14 protein-coding genes are annotated in these 16,825 nt (G+C 73.1%); 4 read left to right on the plus strand and 10 right to left on the minus strand.

The genetic code is table 11. The annotated features are described in order from the left end of the window. Nucleotides 1–27: 27 nt before the first annotated feature. The 3 genes from OG904_RS05195 to OG904_RS05205 form a co-directional block, all read right to left on the minus strand. Nucleotides 28–369 (minus strand): hypothetical protein, encoded by a 342-nt coding sequence (locus tag OG904_RS05195; protein ID WP_405487845.1) that lies wholly within the window; start codon nucleotides 367–369, stop codon nucleotides 28–30. A 187-nt stretch (nucleotides 370–556) separates the two neighbouring features. Next, nucleotides 557–955, minus strand: a complete 399-nt coding sequence (locus OG904_RS05200; RefSeq protein ID WP_405487847.1) for a RidA family protein — start codon at nucleotides 953–955, stop codon at nucleotides 557–559. Further along, nucleotides 952–2,130: an acyl-CoA dehydrogenase family protein gene (locus tag OG904_RS05205; protein WP_405487849.1), complete on the minus strand. Its 1,179-nt coding sequence runs from the start codon at nucleotides 2,128–2,130 to the stop codon at nucleotides 952–954. The genes OG904_RS05200 and OG904_RS05205 overlap by 4 nt, the downstream gene beginning before the upstream one ends. Nucleotides 2,131–2,289: 159 nt before the next feature. On the opposite strand from OG904_RS05205, the gene OG904_RS05210 reads away from it, so the two are divergent. The 3 genes from OG904_RS05210 to OG904_RS05220 all read left to right on the plus strand — a co-directional run bounded on the left by OG904_RS05210 (nucleotide 2,290) and on the right by OG904_RS05220 (nucleotide 5,736). Beyond that, the gene (locus tag OG904_RS05210) at nucleotides 2,290–3,942 is read left to right on the plus strand and encodes an AMP-binding protein (protein ID WP_405487851.1); all 1,653 of its coding nucleotides are present in this window, start codon (nucleotides 2,290–2,292) and stop codon (nucleotides 3,940–3,942) included. A gap of 9 nt (nucleotides 3,943–3,951) precedes the next feature. Next, nucleotides 3,952–4,758, plus strand: coding sequence for a PaaX family transcriptional regulator C-terminal domain-containing protein (locus OG904_RS05215; RefSeq protein ID WP_405487853.1), 807 nt, complete (start codon nucleotides 3,952–3,954; stop codon nucleotides 4,756–4,758). A gap of 138 nt (nucleotides 4,759–4,896) precedes the next feature. Beyond that, nucleotides 4,897–5,736: a GNAT family N-acetyltransferase gene (locus tag OG904_RS05220; RefSeq protein ID WP_405487855.1), complete on the plus strand. Its 840-nt coding sequence runs from the start codon at nucleotides 4,897–4,899 to the stop codon at nucleotides 5,734–5,736. Between the two features lie 12 nt (nucleotides 5,737–5,748). Here the strand turns inward: OG904_RS05220 and OG904_RS05225 are convergent, their stop codons facing one another. Beyond that, nucleotides 5,749–8,082, minus strand: coding sequence for an FAD-dependent monooxygenase (locus OG904_RS05225; protein ID WP_405487857.1), 2,334 nt, complete (start codon nucleotides 8,080–8,082; stop codon nucleotides 5,749–5,751). Between the two features lie 58 nt (nucleotides 8,083–8,140). Next, nucleotides 8,141–8,968 carry an enoyl-CoA hydratase family protein gene (locus tag OG904_RS05230; protein ID WP_405487859.1) on the minus strand — a complete coding sequence of 276 codons (828 nt, stop codon included), beginning with the start codon at nucleotides 8,966–8,968 and terminating at the stop codon, nucleotides 8,141–8,143. A 230-nt stretch (nucleotides 8,969–9,198) separates the two neighbouring features. On the opposite strand from OG904_RS05230, the gene OG904_RS05235 reads away from it, so the two are divergent. Further along, nucleotides 9,199–9,618, plus strand: coding sequence for an ATP-binding protein (locus OG904_RS05235; RefSeq protein ID WP_405487861.1), 420 nt, complete (start codon nucleotides 9,199–9,201; stop codon nucleotides 9,616–9,618). A 27-nt stretch (nucleotides 9,619–9,645) separates the two neighbouring features. Here the strand turns inward: OG904_RS05235 and argF are convergent, their stop codons facing one another. From argF to OG904_RS05260, 5 genes are all read right to left on the minus strand, one after another. Then, nucleotides 9,646–10,656, minus strand: coding sequence for an ornithine carbamoyltransferase (argF, locus tag OG904_RS05240; protein ID WP_405487863.1), 1,011 nt, complete (start codon nucleotides 10,654–10,656; stop codon nucleotides 9,646–9,648). Between the two features lie 161 nt (nucleotides 10,657–10,817). Next, nucleotides 10,818–12,047 (minus strand): arginine deiminase, encoded by a 1,230-nt coding sequence (locus tag OG904_RS05245; RefSeq protein ID WP_405487865.1) that lies wholly within the window; start codon nucleotides 12,045–12,047, stop codon nucleotides 10,818–10,820. Nucleotides 12,048–12,121: 74 nt separating this feature from the next. Continuing rightward, entirely contained in the window at nucleotides 12,122–12,607 is a 486-nt protein-coding gene (locus OG904_RS05250; protein ID WP_405487867.1) for a hypothetical protein, read from the minus strand. A 178-nt stretch (nucleotides 12,608–12,785) separates the two neighbouring features. Next, a complete protein-coding gene (locus tag OG904_RS05255; RefSeq protein ID WP_405487869.1) occupies nucleotides 12,786–15,347 on the minus strand; it encodes a polynucleotide kinase-phosphatase in 2,562 nt (853 codons plus the stop codon). Next, nucleotides 15,344–16,819 (minus strand): 3' terminal RNA ribose 2'-O-methyltransferase Hen1, encoded by a 1,476-nt coding sequence (locus OG904_RS05260; RefSeq protein ID WP_405487871.1) that lies wholly within the window; start codon nucleotides 16,817–16,819, stop codon nucleotides 15,344–15,346. Before OG904_RS05260 ends, OG904_RS05255 begins: the two co-directional genes overlap by 4 nt. Between the last annotated feature and the right edge of the window lie 6 nt (nucleotides 16,820–16,825).

Genomic DNA, 16,825 nt, shown 5'->3' on the forward strand with positions numbered 1-16,825 from the left:
GGCCACACACATGTCCGCGGTCAGCAGTCAGCGGTTCCAGTTGCCGTTGCCGTTGTTCCAACTGCCGTTGTTCCAGTTGTCGTGGTTGTTCCAGTTGTCGTGGTTGTTCCAACTGCCGTCGTGTCGGCCGTCGTTGTTCCAGTTGTCGCGGTTGTTCCAATTGCTGTTCCAACTGTCGTTGTTCCAGTTGCTGTTGTCCCAGTTGCTGTTGTCCCAGCACCAGCTGGGACGGTCGTTGCCGCGCCAGGACTCGCAGCAGTTGCGCCACCAGTCGCTCCCACGCGAATTGTCACCACGCCAGTCGGAACACCAGTGTGTCTGCGGCTGTGTCTGCGGCAGACCCGAGGCGAAGGCACTGCTGACGGGCATCAGACCGAGCGTGATCCCGGCGGCCCCTGCCACCGCTGCCGCAACGAACCCACGGCGCATTGTCATACACCTCCGAGGATGAAGGGTGGATTTCTCCGCTTTTGAGGTATTTCCACCCTCCCCCCTCCCCTGCCGACTGTCAAAGGCACCCACTCCCACCAGCACAAAGGGAAAAATGGGCACCGGCCTACGGCAGCACCGCCAGCCCGTCCATCTCGACCAGCGCCGCCTCGTCCCACAGCCGGACCACCCCCACGACCGCCATCGCCGGGTACTCGCGCCCCGCCAACCGACGCCAGATCCGGCCCAGTTCGGGAGCGCAGGCCCGGTAGTCCGCCACGTCCACGGCGTAGACGGTGACCCGCGCCAGATCCGCCGGGGAGCCACCCGCCTCCGCCAGCGCCGCCAGCAGGTTCCCGAGCGCCCGCTCGAACTGCCCCGGCAGCGTCTCCCCCACCACCTTCCCGGCACCGTCGAGCGCCGTCTGCCCGGCCAGGAACACCAGCCGGCCCCCGCTCGCGACGACGGCGTGCGAGAACCCCGTCGCCGGGGACAGCTCCTGCGGATTGATCCGCTCCAGACTCATGCTTCCCGCACCTCCCGGTAGAGCTCCTTCGCGATGATCGTGCGCTGCACCTCGCTCGCCCCCTCGTAGATCCGCGGGGCCCGCACCTCCCGGTAGAGGTGTTCCAGCAGGTGGCCCCGGCGCAGGGCGACCGCCCCGTGCAGCTGTACCGCGTGGTCGACGACGTACTGGGCCGTCTCCGTGGCCAGCAGTTTCGCCATGGCCGCCCGCCGCGGCACCTGCGCCGAGCCCGCGTCCGCGTCGTAGGCCCCCGCCGCCGCGTACACGAGCAGTCGTGCGGCCTCGGTCCGGGTGGCCATCTCGGCCACCCGGTGGGCGACGGCCTGGAGGTCGCCCAACACCCCGCCGAAGGCGGTACGGGCAGCCGTGTGCGCCACCGTCGCGTCCAGGGCGGCCCTGGCCATCCCGACGGCGAAGGCGCCCACGCTGGGCCGGAAGAGGTTCAGGGTGTCCATGGCCACCTTGAAGCCCCGGCCCGGCTCCCCGAGCAGATCGTCCGGGCCGACCGGGACCCCGTCGAAGGCCAGCGAGCCGATCGGGTGCGGGGAGAGCATGTCGAGGGCCTCCCCCGAGAGGCCCGGCCGGTCCGCCGGGACCAGGAAGGCGCTGATGCCCCTGGCTCCCGGGCCCTCGCCGGTGCGGGCGAAGACGGTGTAGAAATCGGCCTCGGGCGCGTTGGAGATCCAGCACTTCTCGCCGCTGAGCCGCCAGCCACCGCCACCGGAGGCGCCCCCGGAGCCGCCCCCGGGCTCGGGCCGGGCCTCGAGGGCGAGCGCCCCCGCGTCGGACCCGGCCCCCGGCTCGCTCAGCGCGAAGGCCGCCACCGTACGCCCGGCCCGTACGCCCGGCAGCCAGCGCTCGCGCTGGCGGTCACTGCCCGACCGCAGGACCGGGTGCGCGCCCAGCCCCTGGAGGGCGAGGGCGGTCTCGGCCTCCGTACAGCCGTAGGCGAGGGATTCGCGCAGCAGGCACAGCTCCAGCGCGCCCGAGGTGAACAGCCGCTCCAGCAGACCCTCTTCGCCCAATGCGGCCAGCAGCGGCCGGTTGACCCGGCCCGGCTCCCCCTTCTCGGCCAGCGGCCGCAGCCGCCCCGCCGCCAGGGCGCGCAGACGTGCGCACCACTCCTCCTGGTCCGCCCCGAGCGCGAATCCTGCGGATCCCGCGAATCCGGTCATCCGAATGCCCCAGCCTCTATCGCGTCCTGTTGACTGCCGTCACCATGACGATACGCTCGTGCTGCGTCCGCACGGCAGGCTCCACCAATTCCGCACAGTCCATTCGGAGGGTCCGGCCCCCACCCGGGGCACGGACCGTCGCAAGGGGGCGAACCCGCCTTGGAGCTCAAGCCTTCCGCTCACCGAGACACCTTCGCGCGCGACCACCTGCCGCCCGCGCACGCCTGGCCGCAGCTCCTCTTCGAACTCCCCGGGCTGGCCTATCCCGACCGGCTCAACTGCGGCGTGGAGCTGCTCGACGCCACCATCGACCGCCTGGGTCCCGCCCGTCCCGCCTTCCGGGGCGCGGACGGCACGGTGTGGACGTACGGGGAGCTGCACGCCCGCGTGGACCGGCTCGCGCACGTCCTCACCGCCGACCTCGGCGTCGTCCCCGGCAACCGCGTGCTCCTGCGCGGCCCCACCGGCCCCTGGCTCGCCGCGTGCTGGCTGGCGGTGATGAAGGCGGGGGCGGTGGCCGTCACCGTACTGGCCCAGCAGCGCGCCCAGGAGCTGGCCACGGTGTGCTCGATGGCCCGGGTGAGCCATGCCCTGTGCCACGCGGAGGTGGTGGACGACCTGGTGAAGGCCCAAGTGCCGGGTCTGCGGATCACCGCGTACGGCGGCGGGGCCCCGGACGACCTGCTGCGGTTGGCCGAGGCGCACCCGGAGCCCTTCCCGGCGGTCGAGACCTCCGCCGACGACGTGGCGCTGATCGCCTTCACCTCGGGCACCACCGGACGGCCCAAGGGCTGCATGCACTTCCACCGCGATCTCCTCGCGGTCGCCGACACCTTCTCCCGGGAGGTGCTGCGGCCCCGCCCCGAGGACGTCTTCGCGGGCAGTCCGCCGCTCGGTTTCACCTTCGGTCTCGGCGGGCTGGTGGTGTTCCCGCTGCGGGCCGGCGCCTCGGCGCTGCTGCTGGCGGACGGGTCCCCGCGCCGGCTGCTGCCCGCGCTGGCCGAGCACCGTGTGTCGGTGCTGTTCACGGCGCCCACCGCGTACCGGTCGATGCTGGACACGCTGGGCCCGTACGACACCGGCGCCTACGACCTCTCCGCGCTGCGCCGCTGCGTTTCGGCGGGCGAGAACCTGCCGGCCGCCACCTGGCAGGCCTGGTACGAGCGCACGGGCCTGCGGATCATCAACGGGATCGGCGCGACCGAGCTGCTGCACATCTTCATCTCGGCGGCCGACGGGGACATCCGGCCCGGCACGACGGGCCGCGTGGTGCCGGGCTGGCAGGCCCGGGTGGTGGACGGGTCGGGGCTGCCGGTCGCGGACGGGGTGCCGGGGCTGCTGGCCGTACGGGGGCCGGTGGGCTGCCGCTACCTGGCGGACCCTCGGCAGGGCGAGTACGTACGGGACGGCTGGAACGTCACGGGCGACACCTACGTCCGCGACGCGGAGGGCTATTTCCGGTACGTGGCCCGGGCCGACGACATGATCATCTCGGCGGGTTACAACATCGCGGGCCCGGAGGTCGAGGAGGCCCTGCTGCGCCACCCCGACGTGATGGAGGTGGCGGTGGTCGGCCGCCCCGACGACCGGCGCGGACAGGTCGTGGTCGCGTACACGGTCCTCCGGGAGGGCGTGGTCCTCACCGAGGACGACCTGCGCACCTTCATGCGGGGCGAGCTCGCCCCGCACAAGTGCCCGCGCGCCTTCGTCTTCCTGCCCGAGCTCCCCCGCACGGCCACGGGCAAGCTGCAGCGCTTCCGGCTGCGCGACCGGGAACCGGACGACCGGGGCCGGGGGGAGAACACGATCTAGAGTGAACCCGTGGTCGAGCTGCACACCCCGCGATCCCTGATCGTCACGTTCTACGGTGCCTACGGGCGGGCCTTCCGGGGCCCGGTCCCGGTGTCCGCACTGGTCCGCCTGCTGGGCGCGGCCGGCGTGGACGCCCCGTCGGTCCGCTCGTCGGTGTCCCGGCTGAAGCGGCGCGGCTTCCTGCTGCCCGCGCGGGCCGGGGACCGCTCGGCGGCGTACGAGCTCTCGGAGGAGGCGCGCCGGCTCCTGGAGGACGGCGACGGCCGGATCTACGGGCCCCCGCGCCCGCCCGAGTCGCAGGAGTGGCTGCTTGCCGTCTTCTCCGTACCGGAGCAGGAGCGCGCCAAGCGGCACCTGCTGCGCTCCCGGCTCGCCCGGCTCGGCTTCGGCACGGTGGCCCCGGGCGTGTGGATCGCCCCGGCGCACCTGCACGGGGAGACCCGGCGCACCCTGGACCGGCTGCACCTGACGGCGTACGTGGAGCTCTTCCGCGGCGCCCACCTCGGCTTCGCCGCGACGGCGGAGTCGGTGGCCCGCTGGTGGGACCTGGCGGCGCTGGCCAAACAGCACGAGGAGTTCCTCGACCTGCACGAGCCGGCCCTGCGCGCCCTGCAGACGGGTCCGGCCCCCACCCCGGAGGCCGCCTACCGGGGCTACCTGCTCGCCCTGGACACCTGGCGCCGGCTCCCGTACGCCGATCCGGGCCTGCCTCGCGGACTGCTCCCGGCGGACTGGCCGGGCGACCGCTCGGCAGCGGTCTTCGCCGAGCTCCACGACCGGCTGCGGGACATCGGGGCGGGGTTCGTGGAACCGTAGGGCGGGGTTCGCGGACCCGTGGAGCGCGGTCCGTGGAGCGCGGTCCGTGGAGCCGTAGGGCGGGATCCGGGCGGGCGCGGCCCGGACCGTGGCGGAAAACGGGCTGCGTCGCCGGCCGGGCGCGGGTGACCATGGCCCATGACCTGGACCTTCACCGCCGACCTCGCGGCCTATCTGGCCGCGGCGCGTTCGGCCATCGCCGCCGAGCCCGTCGCCAACACCTCGCTGCTGACCGTGATCGACGCCCTGGAGCGGCAGGGCCCGGACGCCTTCGGTTCCGCGGATCCCCTCTTCGGCTGGTGGACCGGTGACGGCGCGACCGTCGCGGGCGCCCTGCTGTGCACCCCGCCGCACCCGCTGCTGATCGGCGCGCTGCCCGCCGAGGCGGTCCGGGAGCTGGGGGCCGCGCTCGCCTCCGAGCCCCTGCTGGCCGGGGTCGACGCGCTGGACGCCCGCCGCGAGGACGCGCGGGTGCTGGGCGCGGCCTGGGGGAGGCCCACCGAGGTCGCCGAGGAGAACCGCCTCTACCGGCTCGCCGGGCTCATCGCCCCGGATCCCGCCCCGGCCGGGCGGGCCCGGCCCGCCACCCGGGACGACCTGCCGCTGCTGCTGGAGTGGGTGACCGCCTTCAAGCAGGAGTCCGGAGAGGGCGGAGCCGCCTCCGAAACGGCCCTGCTCGACCGGATCTCGTACGGGGGCATGCTGCTCTGGGAGGACGCCGGGGTCCCGGTCTCGCTGGCCGGGTTCTTCCGCCCGGTCGGTGCGGTGACCCGGATCGGCCCGGTCTACACCCCGCCCGCCCTCCGCGGCCGCGGCTACGCCGCCGGGATCACGCACGCGGCGACCGGGGCGGCCCGCGCGGCCGGGGCGCAGGAGGTGCTGCTCTTCACGGACCTGGCGAACCCCACCAGCAACGGCGTCTACCGGCGCCTGGGCTACACCCCGGTCGAGGACCGCGTGGAGCTGGTCGCGACCTGAGCGCCCCGGGCCCTACCCCCGCCCCGTCGGCGGTTTGCGGCTGCCTGCCAGGTAGGGGGAGGGCCAGGGCGCGGCCGGGCCCGTGTAGGACTGGTCGGCTGCCGCGTGGAGGGTCCAGTGCGGGTCGTAGAGGTGGGGGCGGCCGAGTGCGCAGAGGTCCGCCCGGCCCGCCAGGAGCAGGGAGTTGACGTCGTCCCAGGAGGAGATCGCGCCGACCGCGATGACCGGGACGCCCACGGCGCCGCGGATCCGGTCGGCGTACGGGGTCTGGTACGCCCGCCCGTACTCGGGGGACTCCTCCGCCACCACCTGGCCCGTCGAGACGTCGATGGCGTCCGCCCCGTGGGCCGCGAAGGCCCCGGCGATGGCCACGGCGTCCTCGGGCGAGGTCCCGCCGGGCGCCCAGTCGGTGGCCGAGAGCCGGACCGTCATCGGCCGGTCCGCGGGCCACACCGCGCGGACCGAGTCGAAGACCTCCAGCGGGAAGCGGAGCCGGTTCTCCAGCGGGCCGCCGTAGGCGTCGGTGCGGTGGTTGGTCAGCGGGGAGAGGAAGCCCGAGAGCAGGTAGCCGTGCGCGCAGTGCAGTTCCAGCAGGTCGAAGCCGCTGTCGGCGGCCCGGACGGCGGCGGCCGCGAAGTCGGAGCGGACGGCGGCGAGGTCGGCGGCGGTCAGGGCGCGGGGCACGGCCGAGACCCCGGGCCGGTACGGCAGCGCGGAGGCGGCCACCAGCGGCCAGTTCCCGTCGGGCAGCGGGGCGTCCATGCCCTCCCACATGACCCGGGTCGAGCCCTTGCGGCCGGAGTGGCCGAGCTGGACGCCCAGGGCGGTTCCGGGCGCGGAGGTGTGCACGAAGTCGGCGATGCGCGCCCAGGCGGCGGCCTGCTCCGCGGTGTACAGCCCCGTGCAGCCCGGGGTGATCCGGCCCTCGGCGCTGACGCAGACCATCTCCGTCATCACCAGGGCGGCCCCGCCCAGCGCCCGCGCCCCGAGGTGGACCAGGTGGAAGTCACCCGGCACGCCTTCGCCGCCGCTCGCCGGGACACCCCCGCTCGCGGAATCCCCACTCGCCGAAGCCCCACCTGCCGAAGCCCCACCTGCCGAAGCCCCACTCGCCGAGTACATGTCCATCGGTGAGACCACGACCCGGTTGCGCAGCGTCAGTCCCCGCAGGGTGAACGGCGTGAACATCGGCGGGGTTCCCGCCCCGTCCGGGCCCTCCTCGGGGCAGCCGAACTCGTGCTCCACCGCCCGGGTGAAGCGCGGATCGCGCAGCCGGAGGTTGCCGTGGGTGACCCGCAGGCTGCGCGTGAGCAGGTTGAAGGCGAACTGCCGGGCCGGCTGATCGACGTACCCGGCGACCTCCTCGAACCACCGCATGCTGGCGGCCGCCGCCCGCTGGGTGGAGGCCACCGCCGGACGCCGCGCGGCCTCGTAGGCGGCCAGCGCGGCCGGAACGTCCGCCTGCGACTCCACCGCCCGCGCCAGGGCGAGCGCGTCCTCCACCGCCAGCTTGGTGCCGGAGCCGATGGAGAAGTGCGCGGTGTGCGCCGCGTCGCCGATCAGCACCACGTTGCCGTGCGACCAGCGCTCGTTGACGACCGTACGGAACGTCGTCCACGCCGAACCGTTCCCGCGCAGCGGGCGTCCCCGCAGCGCCTCGCCGAAGACCTTCGCGCAGCGGGCCGCCGATTCCTCCTCGTCGCAGAGGTCGAAGCCGGCCGACCGCCAGACCTCTTCGCGCATCTCGACGATCACGGTCGAGGAGTCCGCCGAATACGGGTACGCGTGCAGCTGCATCACCCCGTACTCGGTCTCCGCGATCTCGAAGCGGAAGGCCTCGAAGGCGAAGTCGGCGGCCAGCCAGATGTAGCGGCACCGCCCGCCCGTCACGGTGGGCCGGTAGTGCGCGGCCCCGTCCTCCCGGATCCGGCTGTGCACCCCGTCCGCCGCGACCACGAGGTCGTACGAGGCCGCGAGCTCGCCGGGCTCGGGCGCACGGGAGCGGAAGCGGAGCCGGACCCCCAGACCGGCGCAGCGCTCGTGCAGGATCTCCAGCAGCCTGCGCCGGCCCAGGGCGGCGAATCCGTGGCCGCCGGAGGTCAGCGGGCGGCCCCGGTGCACGACGTCGATGTCGTCCCAGCGGACGAATTCCGCGCTCAGGGCCGCGTAGACCACGGCGTCGGCCGCTTCGATGCCGCCGAGCGTCTCGTCGGAGAGGACCACCCCGAAGCCGAAGGTGTCGTCGGGGGCGTTCTTCTCCCAGACCTCCACCGCGTGCCCCTGCCGGGCCAGCAGCGCGGCGGCGTACAGTCCGCCCGGCCCCCCGCCGACTACGGCCACGCTCATCCCACCAGAACCGGCACCTGCACCTGCACCCGCACCCGCACCCGCACCCGCCACGGGGCTACCTGCCCTTCCACTCGGGCGGCCGCTTCCCGGTGAAGGCCGCGTGGAACTCCCGGTAGTCCTCGCCGTTCATCAGCAGCGCCTGCGTGTTCGCGTCGAGCTCCACCGAGGCGGAGAGCGGCATGTCCAGCTCGGCGGTCAGCAGCGCCTTGGTCTGCGCGTACGCCAGGGCGGGCCCGGCGGCGAGGTGCGCGGCCAGTTCGGCGGCCCGCGCCGCGGCCTTGCCCTCCTCGGTGACCTCGCTCAGCAGCCCGATCCGCTCGGCCTCCGGCGCCCTGACCTGCTCCCCCAGCATCAGCAGCCGGGTGGCGTGGCCGAGCCCGACGACCCGGGGCAGCAGGTAGGCGGCGCCCATGTCCCCGCCGGAGAGGCCGACCCGGGTGAAGAGGAAGGCGAAGCGGGCGGTGGGGTCGGCGATGCGGAAGTCGGCGGCCAGCGCGATGACGGCCCCGGCTCCGGCGGCGACCCCGTGGACGGCGGCGATCACCGGGAAGGGGCATTCGCGCAGGGCGCGCACCACCTGGCCGGTCATCCGGTTGAAGTCGAGGAGCTGGGCGGTGTCCATGGCGAGGGTGGCGCCGATGATCTCGTCGACGTCGCCGCCGGAGCAGAAGCCGCGCCCCTCGCCGCCGAGCACGAGGGCGCGCACGGAACGCTCCCTGGACAGTTCGGCGAGGAGGTCGCGCAGGTCGGCGTAGGCGCCGAAGGTGAGCGCGTTGAGCTTCTCGGGGCGGTCGAGGGTGACGGTGGCGACGTCGTCGCGCAGGTCCACCCGCAGGTGGCGCCAGCGTTCGGTCGCTGATGCGGAACCAAGGAAGGGGCTCACCCTCCCGAAGGTATCACCGGATCGTGACCATCGTCATGGAAGCGCGATAAATGAATGTCGGCTGCGGGCCGGGCGCGCCACACACCCCGAAGGTCCCGAGCCGGTGGTGCCGACCGTCCCTTGCGCTCGCGTCGGGGTGCCCTACGGCAGGACATTTCCACTTCGTATCGTTGAAAGCAGGATTTCCCCCGCCGCACGCACTTCGACCCCACGGAACGGACGGTCCCGCCTTGCCCGACGCCTCCGCCTGGCGGATCGCCCTGCCGCACACGACAGCAGCCGTACCGATCGCCCGCGCCCTGGTCCGCACCGCGCTCGCCGACATCGAGGCGCCGGCCGACAGCGACACCGCCGAACTGCTCACCGCCGAGCTGGTCGCCAACGCCGTCGAGCACACGCCCGGCGACGCCCCGATCGAGCTCGTCGTGGAGCTGCTGGCGAACGGCTGCCAGGTCGAGGTCCACGACGGCGACCCGCAGCCCCCCGCCGACCTCACCGCCCCCCGCGCGGGCGACGCCCACCCCGACCCCTGGCAGGAGCACGGCCGCGGCCTGCTCCTGATCCGGACCCTGAGCTCGGCCTGCGGCCACCGCGCCACCGCGCACGGCAAGGCGGTCTGGTTCACCCTGCCGTCGCGGCCGGCCTTCTAGGGCCGTGCCCGGCGGTCGGCCGCATGACTATGCGCCGGGCTCCGCGAGCATCGCGACGAGTACGGCCTTGATGGTGTGCAGCCGGTTCTCCGCCTCGTCGAAGACGACGGAGTGCGCGGACTCGAAGACCTCGTCCGTCACCTCCAGCGACTCCAGCCCGTGCCGCTCGTGGATCTCCCGCGCCACCTTGGTGCCGAGGTCGTGGAAGGCCGGCAGGCAGTGCATGAACTTCACGTCCGGGTTCCCGGTGGCGCGCAGCACGTCCATGGTGACGGCGTACGGGGCCAGGACCGCGATCCGCTCGTCCCAGACCTCCTTGGGCTCCCCCATGGACACCCAGATGTCGGTCAGGACGAAATCGGCCTGGCCGACGCCCTCCGCGACCTCCTCGGTGAGGGTGATCCGCGCGCCGCTGGTCAGTGCCAGCTCGCGCGCCGCGGCCACCACCGGCGCGGCCGGCCAGTACTGCTTCGGCGCGACGATCCGTACGTCCATGCCCAGCAGGGCGCCGGTGACCAGGTAGGAGTTGCCCATGTTGAAACGGGCGTCGCCGAGGTAGGCGAAGGCGATCCGCTCCAGCGGCTTGGCACAGTGCTCGGTCATCGTGAGCACGTCGGCCAGCATCTGGGTGGGGTGCCAGTCGTCGGTGAGGCCGTTGAAGACGGGCACGCCGGCGTGGACGGCGAGCTCCTCGACGGTGTCCTGGGCGTCGCCCCGGTACTCGATGCCGTCGAACATCCGGCCCAGCACCCGCGCGGTGTCCCTGACCGATTCCTTGTGGCCCATCTGGGAGCCCGAGGGATCCAGGTACGTGGTGTGGGCGCCCTGGTCCGCGGCGGCGACCTCGAAGGCGCAGCGGGTGCGCGTGGAGGTCTTCTCGAAGATCAGGGCGATGTTCTTGCCCTGGAGGCGGCGCCGCTCGGTCCCGGCCTTCTTGGCCGCCTTGAGTTCGGCGGCGAGCTCGATCAGGCCGCGGAACTCGTCGGCGGTGAAGTCGAGCTCCTTGAGGAAACTGCGGCCGGCAAGATCGGTGGCCATGAGGGCGCTCCAGAGTCACGGTGACAGGGGATGCTGGAAGTCTATACGATCCACTGCATTGATATACAGGGGTGGTCGTACGGAGCCCTCCCCCGGCCGACCTCCGCGAACCCCCGGATACCGCCCGGCCCCCGCCGGGCCCCGTCCCCGGCCCCGGCCCGCTAGGCCACCGCGTCCCGCTCCACCGGACAGCTCATGCACCGCGGCCCGCCCCGCCCGCGCCCCAGCTCACTGCCCGGGATCTCGATCACCTCGATGCCCTGCTTGCGCAGATGGGTGTTGGTCGTGACGTTCCGCTCGTAGGCGACGACCACGCCCGGCTCCACGGCCAGCACGTTGCAGCCGTCGTCCCACTGCTCGCGCTCCGCGGCGTGCACGTCCTGGGTGGCGGTGAGCACCCGGATGGAATCCAGTCCGAGCGCGGCGGCGATGGCCTCGTGCATGTGCTCCGGCGGGTGGTCGGTCACCTTCAGGTCGCTCAGCCCGGCGCCCGGCTCGATCGTGTAGGAGCGCAGCATGCCCAGGCCCGCGTACTGGGTGAACGTATCTCCGTCGACCATCGTCATCACCGTGTCCAGGTGCATGAACGCCCGCCGCTTGGGCATGTCCAGGGCCACGATCGTCTTCGCCGACCCGGCGGCGAACAGCCCGCGCGCCAGCATCTCCACCGCCTGCGGGGTGGTCCGCTCGCTCATGCCGATCAGCACGGCGCCGTTGCCGATGACCAGGACGTCGCCGCCCTCGATGGTGGAGGGGTAGTCGGCCTGCCCCTGCGACCAGTAGTGGAAGGCTCCGGAGGTGGTGAACAGCGGGTGGTGCTTGTAGATGGCCTCGAAGTGCACGGTCTCGCGCTGCCGGGCCGGCCACCGCATCGCGTTGATGGACACCCCGTCGTAGATCCAGGCCGAGGTGTCCCGGGTGAACAGGTGGTTGGGCAGCGGTCCCAGCAGGAAGCCGTCCAGCTCCAGGGCGTGGAAGCGGACCGACACCGGCTCCGCGTGCCGCTCCAGGAACTCCCTCTTGGTCATCCCGCCGACCAGCGCCTCGGCCAGCTCCGCCGAGGACAGCCCGTCGAAGACGGTGCGCAGGTGGTCGGTGGCGAGCGGGCCGTACTCCTTCTCGTCGAAGACCCGGTCCAGTACGAGGTGCCTGGCCTCCGGGATCTCCAGGGTCTCCACCAGCAGGTCACCGAAGAGGTGGACCTCCACGCCCCGGTCGCGCAGTACGTCGGCGAAACCGTCGTGCTCCTGGCGCGCCCGGCGCACCCACAGCACGTCGTCGAAGAGCAGTGCGTCCTTGTTGCTCGGTGTGAGCCTCTTCAGCTCCAGGTCGGGCCGGTGGAGGATGACGCGGCGCAGCCGCCCGGTCTCGGAATCGACATGGAATCCCATGCCGTACACGTTCGCAGACCGGGCGGCTTTTTGACGTGGCGTCGGCCCAGCGGGTTCGACGCCGTGGCTTCAACTCAGCGCTGGAGGGCCGGTGAGCGCAGGCCGAGGAGGGCCTCCGGTGCTCCCGTGAGCTCCGGGGCGATCACGCCCAGCGCGGGGGCGGTCACGTTCGGCAGGCCGTAGTTGGACCCGTCGGGCATCGACAGCGGGGAGCCGAGGAGCAGTCCCGGGGTGCGGGTGCGCATGGTGGTCGCGGGTGCGTCCAGCGAGCCCTCGCCGTCGGTCTCGGGCCGGCCCGCCAGGTTCGGCACCGGGGAGGTGACGAGGGTGTTCCCGAGCTCGGTGCCGATCGGCACCGACGGGAGCAGCGGGGTCGGCAGCATGTCGCCCGTGTGGTGCACGGGAACCTGGGGGGCGCCGACGACCGGCACCGGGACTCCGGTGGCCAGGTGCGGGACGTCCACGCCGAGCGTGGTCCGCACCGCGTCCAGGGGGACACCCACGGGCACCGCGTCGGCCATGGCCGGGGTGGCCGCGCCGGCCGCTGCCATACAGGTCATGAGTGCCGCAATGCTTCCGCGCGCGGTCATCTTCATAGGTGACGTTCCGTCCTTCCAGGGTCGCGGACATTCCGCTGCCCTGGATGAACGATCCCGCCGGTGGTTTTCCCGGAGTTCTTCGCGAAAGTTCCCCCATACGACCTAATGCGCGGCCGTACGGGGGGTCTTCCTTGACGCGTCAGAGCCGCGGGTCGACCGGCTCCGACTCCAGCGCGAGGACCGCGAAGACCGCCTCGTGGACCCGCCACAGCGGCTCCTCGGCGGCGAGCCGGTCCAGGGCCTCCAGGCCGAGCGCGTACTCGCGCAGGGCGAGCGAGCGCTTGTGCCCGAGGTGGCGCTGGCGCAGCCGCTCCAGGTGGTCCGGACGGGTGTACTCGGGGCCGTAGATGATCCGCAGGTACTCGCGGCCGCGGACCTTGACCCCCGGCTGCACGAGCCGGCCCTTGCCGTCCTTGGCGTACGCCTGGAGCGGTTTGACGACCATGCCCTCGCCGCCGGCGGCGGTCAGCTCCAGCCACCAGTCGGTGCCGGCCCGTACGGAGGCCTCGTCGGCGGTGTCCACCAGGATCCGGCCGGTGCGCCGCAGCAGTCCGGTGCCCGAGGCCTCGTCGGCGGCGACGAGCCGGTCCAGCCAGAACAGCTGCTCGTCGTGGGGTACGGCCGCCAGCGAGCGGCCGGCCGCCGCCAGCAGCTGGAACGGCGCGAACCGTACGCCCTCCAGCCCGTCGGTGGTCCAGCAGTAGCGCCGGTACGCCTCGGTGAACCGCGCCGCGTCGGCGGCCCGCCCGCGCTGGCGCTCCAGGATCTCCCCGGTGTCCACGCCCCTGGCGGCGGCCGCCTCCAGGGCGGCGATGGCGTCCGGGAAGACGGCGCCGGAGGCGGCGCCCACGGCCGCGTACTGGTTGCGCAGCAGACCCCCGGACTTCAGGGACCAGGGCAGCAGTTCGCCGTCGACGAGCAGCCAGTCGGTGGCCAGCTCCTCCCACAGCCCGGCGTCGGTGACCGCCGCGCGGAGCCGGGTGAGGACCTCCTCGGTGACCTCCGGGTCCTTGAAGAAGGGCCGTCCGGTGCGGGTGTACACCGATCCGGTGGGGCCGTCGACCCCGAAGCGCTCCCGGGCCGCGTCGGCGTCCTTGCAGATCAGCACGGTGGCGCGGGAGCCCATGTGCTTCTCCTCGCACACGACCTGGGCGATGCCGTCCTTGCGGTACTGCGCGAACGCCTCGGCCGGGTACTCCAGGTAGCCCTCCTCCGAGGAGGTGGCGGTGGGCGCCATGGTCGGCGGGAGGTACGGCACCAGCCGCGGGTCCACGGCGAAGCGGCTCATGACCTCCAGGGCGGCGGCCGCGTTCTCCTCGCGGACGTTGACGTTGCCCAGGTGCCGGGTCTCGACGATCCGGCGGCCGTGGACGTCGGCGAGGTCGAGCGGACGGCCGTCGTGGCCGCCCGGCGCCTCGGCGACGAGCGGTTTGACCGGCTCGTACCAGACCTTCTCGGCCGGTACGTCGACCAGTTCGCGCTCGGGCCAGCGCAGGGCGGTCATCTTCCCGCCGAAGACGGCCCCGGTGTCGAGGCAGATGGTGTTGTTGATCCAGGCCGTGTTCGGGACCGGGGTGTGGCCGTAGACCACGACGGCCTTGCCGCGGTAGTCCTCGGCCCACGGGTAGCGCACGGGCAGGCCGAACTCGTCGGTCTCGCCCGTGGTCTCCCCGTACAGGGCGTGCGAGCGCACCCGGCCGGAGGTGCGGCCGTGGTACTTCTCGGGCAGCCCGGCGTGGCAGACGACGAGCTTCCCGCCGTCGAGGACGTAGTGGCTGACCAGCCCCCGGATGAAGGCGCGGACCTCCTCGACGAACTCCCCGGGCTCCGCGGCGAGCTGCTCGACGGTCTCGGCGAGGCCGTGGGTCAGCTGGACCTTGGATCCCTTGAGGTGACGGGCGAGCTTGTTCTCGTGGTTGCCGGGCACGCACAGGGCGTTGCCGGAACCGACCATGCCCATCACCCGGCGCAGCACGCCGGGACTGTCCGGGCCGCGGTCGACGAGGTCGCCGACGAAGACGGCGGTCCGGCCCCCGGGGTGGGCGCCGTCCTGGTAGCCGAGCTTGGCGAGCAGGGTCTCCAGCTCGGAGGCACAGCCGTGGATGTCACCGATGATGTCGAAGGGGCCGGTGAGGTGGGTGAGGTCGTTGAATCGCTTCTCCAGGACCACCTCCGCCGACTCCACCTCCTCGGGCGTGCGCAGGACGTGCACCTTGCGGAAGCCCTCGCGCTCCAGTCCGCGCAGCGACCGGCGCAGGTCCCGGCGGTGGCGCTGGATGACGGCGCGGGGCAGCTTGGCCCGCTCCGGGCGGGCCGCGTTGCGCTCGGCGCAGACCTCCTCGGGCAGGTCGAGGACGATCGCGATGGGCAGGACGTCGTACTCGCGGGCGAGCTGGACGAGCTGCCGGCGGGACTCCGCCTGCACGCTGGTGGCGTCGATCACGGTGAGGCGGCCGGCGGCCAGGCGCTTGCCCGCGATGTAGTGCAGGACCTCGAAGGCGTCCTTGCTGGCGCTCTGGTCGTTCTCGTCGTCGGCGACCAGTCCGCGGCAGTAGTCGGAGGAGATGACCTCGGTGGGCTTGAAGTGCTTCCGGGCGAAGGTGGACTTGCCCGATCCGGTGGCCCCCATCAGGACGACGAGGGACAGGTCGGTGACGGGAAGCACGCGGGTGCGGTCGGTACCGGTGGCGGTGATGGTCATGCTGCCTCGCCCTCCTTCGGGGTGTCGGTGGTGGCGCTCTGGGTGAAGGCGGCCATCTGCGTCGGCGGCCCCACCTCGGGGTCCTCGTCCCCGACGGGCACGTACGCGACGGTGTAGCCGTACCGGGAGGCGACCTGGCCGGCCCAGGACCGGAACTCCTCGCGGGTCCACTCGAAGCGGTGGTCGCCGTGCCGGACGTGCCCGGCCGGCAGGGTCTCCCAGCGGACGTTGTACTCGACGTTCGGGGTGGTCACGAGGACCGTGCGGGGACGGGCGGAGCCGAACACCGCGTACTCCAGGGCGGGCAGCCGCTCCAGGTCCAGGTGCTCGATGACCTCGCTGAGCACGGCCGCGTCGTAGCCCGCGAGCCGCTTGTCGGTGTACGCGAGCGAGCCCTGCACCAGGCGGACGCGGGAACTCTGCCGCTCCCCCATCCGCTCCAGCCGCAGGCGCCTCGCGGCGAGGTTCAGTGCCCGCACGGACACGTCGACGCCGACGATCTCGGTGTACGCCGGATCCCCCAGCAGTGCCTGCACCAGCTGGCCCTGGCCGCACCCCAGGTCGAGGACGCGGGCGGCCCCGGCGGCGCGCAGCGCGGCGAGGATCGCCTCGCGGCGCCGCACGGCGAGCGGTACGGGCTGCTCCTCGGTGTCCGCGGACTCGTCCACCGCGTTGTCGAACTCCTCGACCTCGCTGCCGTCGGCCTCGGCGAGGCGGACCAGCTCCAGGCGCTCCAGGGCGTCCCGGGTCAGCCGCTTGTGGCGGGCCAGGTAGCGGGAGGCGATCAGCCCGCTCTCCGGGTGCTCGGCCAGCCAGCCGTCCCCGGCGCGCAGCAGCTTGTCCACCTCGTCGGGGGCGATCCAGTAGTGCTTGGCGTCGTCGAGGACGGGCAGCAGGACGTACAGCCCGCGCAGTGCGTCGGAGAGGCGCAGCTCGCCCTCCAGGACCAGGCGCACGTACCGGGAGTCGCCCCATTCGGGGAAGGTCTCGTCGAGCGCGACCGGTGTGGCCGTGACCGATTCCCAGCCGAGCGGGCCGAACAGCCGGCGCACGAGCTCGGCTCCGCCCCGGGCGGGCAGGACCGGGATCTCGATCCGCAGCGGGCGGACCTCGTCCGGCAGCTCGGGGCGGGCGGCGCACTGGCCCTTCAGCGCGGTGCGGAACACTCCGCTCAGGGCGACGGCCAGCAGCGAGGAAGCCGCGTAGGGACGGTCGTTGACGTACTGCGCGAGCGCCGCGTCAGGGGTGCCGCCCTGGCCCTTGCCCTGGCCGCGCCGCACGAGCGCGACGGGATCCACCTCCAGCAGCAGGCCCGCCGTGCACCGCTCGGCCGTGGCTTCAGGGTAGAAGACGTGGGCGGTGCCGTGGGAGGTGGAGAACGCCTGCGTCTTGCCGGGATGCTTGTGCAGCAGGAAGCCCAGGTCGGTGGCGGGGCGCTCGGGGGAACCGGTGGTGGAGATCGTCAGGAACACACGCCC

Source organism: Streptomyces sp. NBC_00096, from assembly GCF_045041305.1.
Classification (GTDB): Bacteria; Actinomycetota; Actinomycetes; order Streptomycetales; family Streptomycetaceae; genus Streptomyces.

Excerpts from the sequence above, each read along its gene's own strand:
- OG904_RS05255 (WP_405487869.1), bottom strand. The coding sequence starts at position 15,347 with ATGACCATCACCGCCACCGGTACCGACCGCACCCGCGTGCTTCCCGTC.
- OG904_RS05220 (WP_405487855.1), top strand. The coding sequence starts at position 4,897 with ATGACCTGGACCTTCACCGCCGACCTCGCGGCCTATCTGGCCGCGGCG.
- OG904_RS05195 (WP_405487845.1), bottom strand. The coding sequence starts at position 369 with ATGCCCGTCAGCAGTGCCTTCGCCTCGGGTCTGCCGCAGACACAGCCG.
- argF (WP_405487863.1), bottom strand. The coding sequence starts at position 10,656 with ATGGCCACCGATCTTGCCGGCCGCAGTTTCCTCAAGGAGCTCGACTTC.
- OG904_RS05250 (WP_405487867.1), bottom strand. The coding sequence starts at position 12,607 with ATGACCTGTATGGCAGCGGCCGGCGCGGCCACCCCGGCCATGGCCGAC.
- OG904_RS05225 (WP_405487857.1), bottom strand. The coding sequence starts at position 8,082 with ATGAGCGTGGCCGTAGTCGGCGGGGGGCCGGGCGGACTGTACGCCGCC.
- OG904_RS05245 (WP_405487865.1), bottom strand. The coding sequence starts at position 12,047 with ATGGGATTCCATGTCGATTCCGAGACCGGGCGGCTGCGCCGCGTCATC.
- OG904_RS05205 (WP_405487849.1), bottom strand. The coding sequence starts at position 2,130 with ATGACCGGATTCGCGGGATCCGCAGGATTCGCGCTCGGGGCGGACCAG.
- OG904_RS05200 (WP_405487847.1), bottom strand. The coding sequence starts at position 955 with ATGAGTCTGGAGCGGATCAATCCGCAGGAGCTGTCCCCGGCGACGGGG.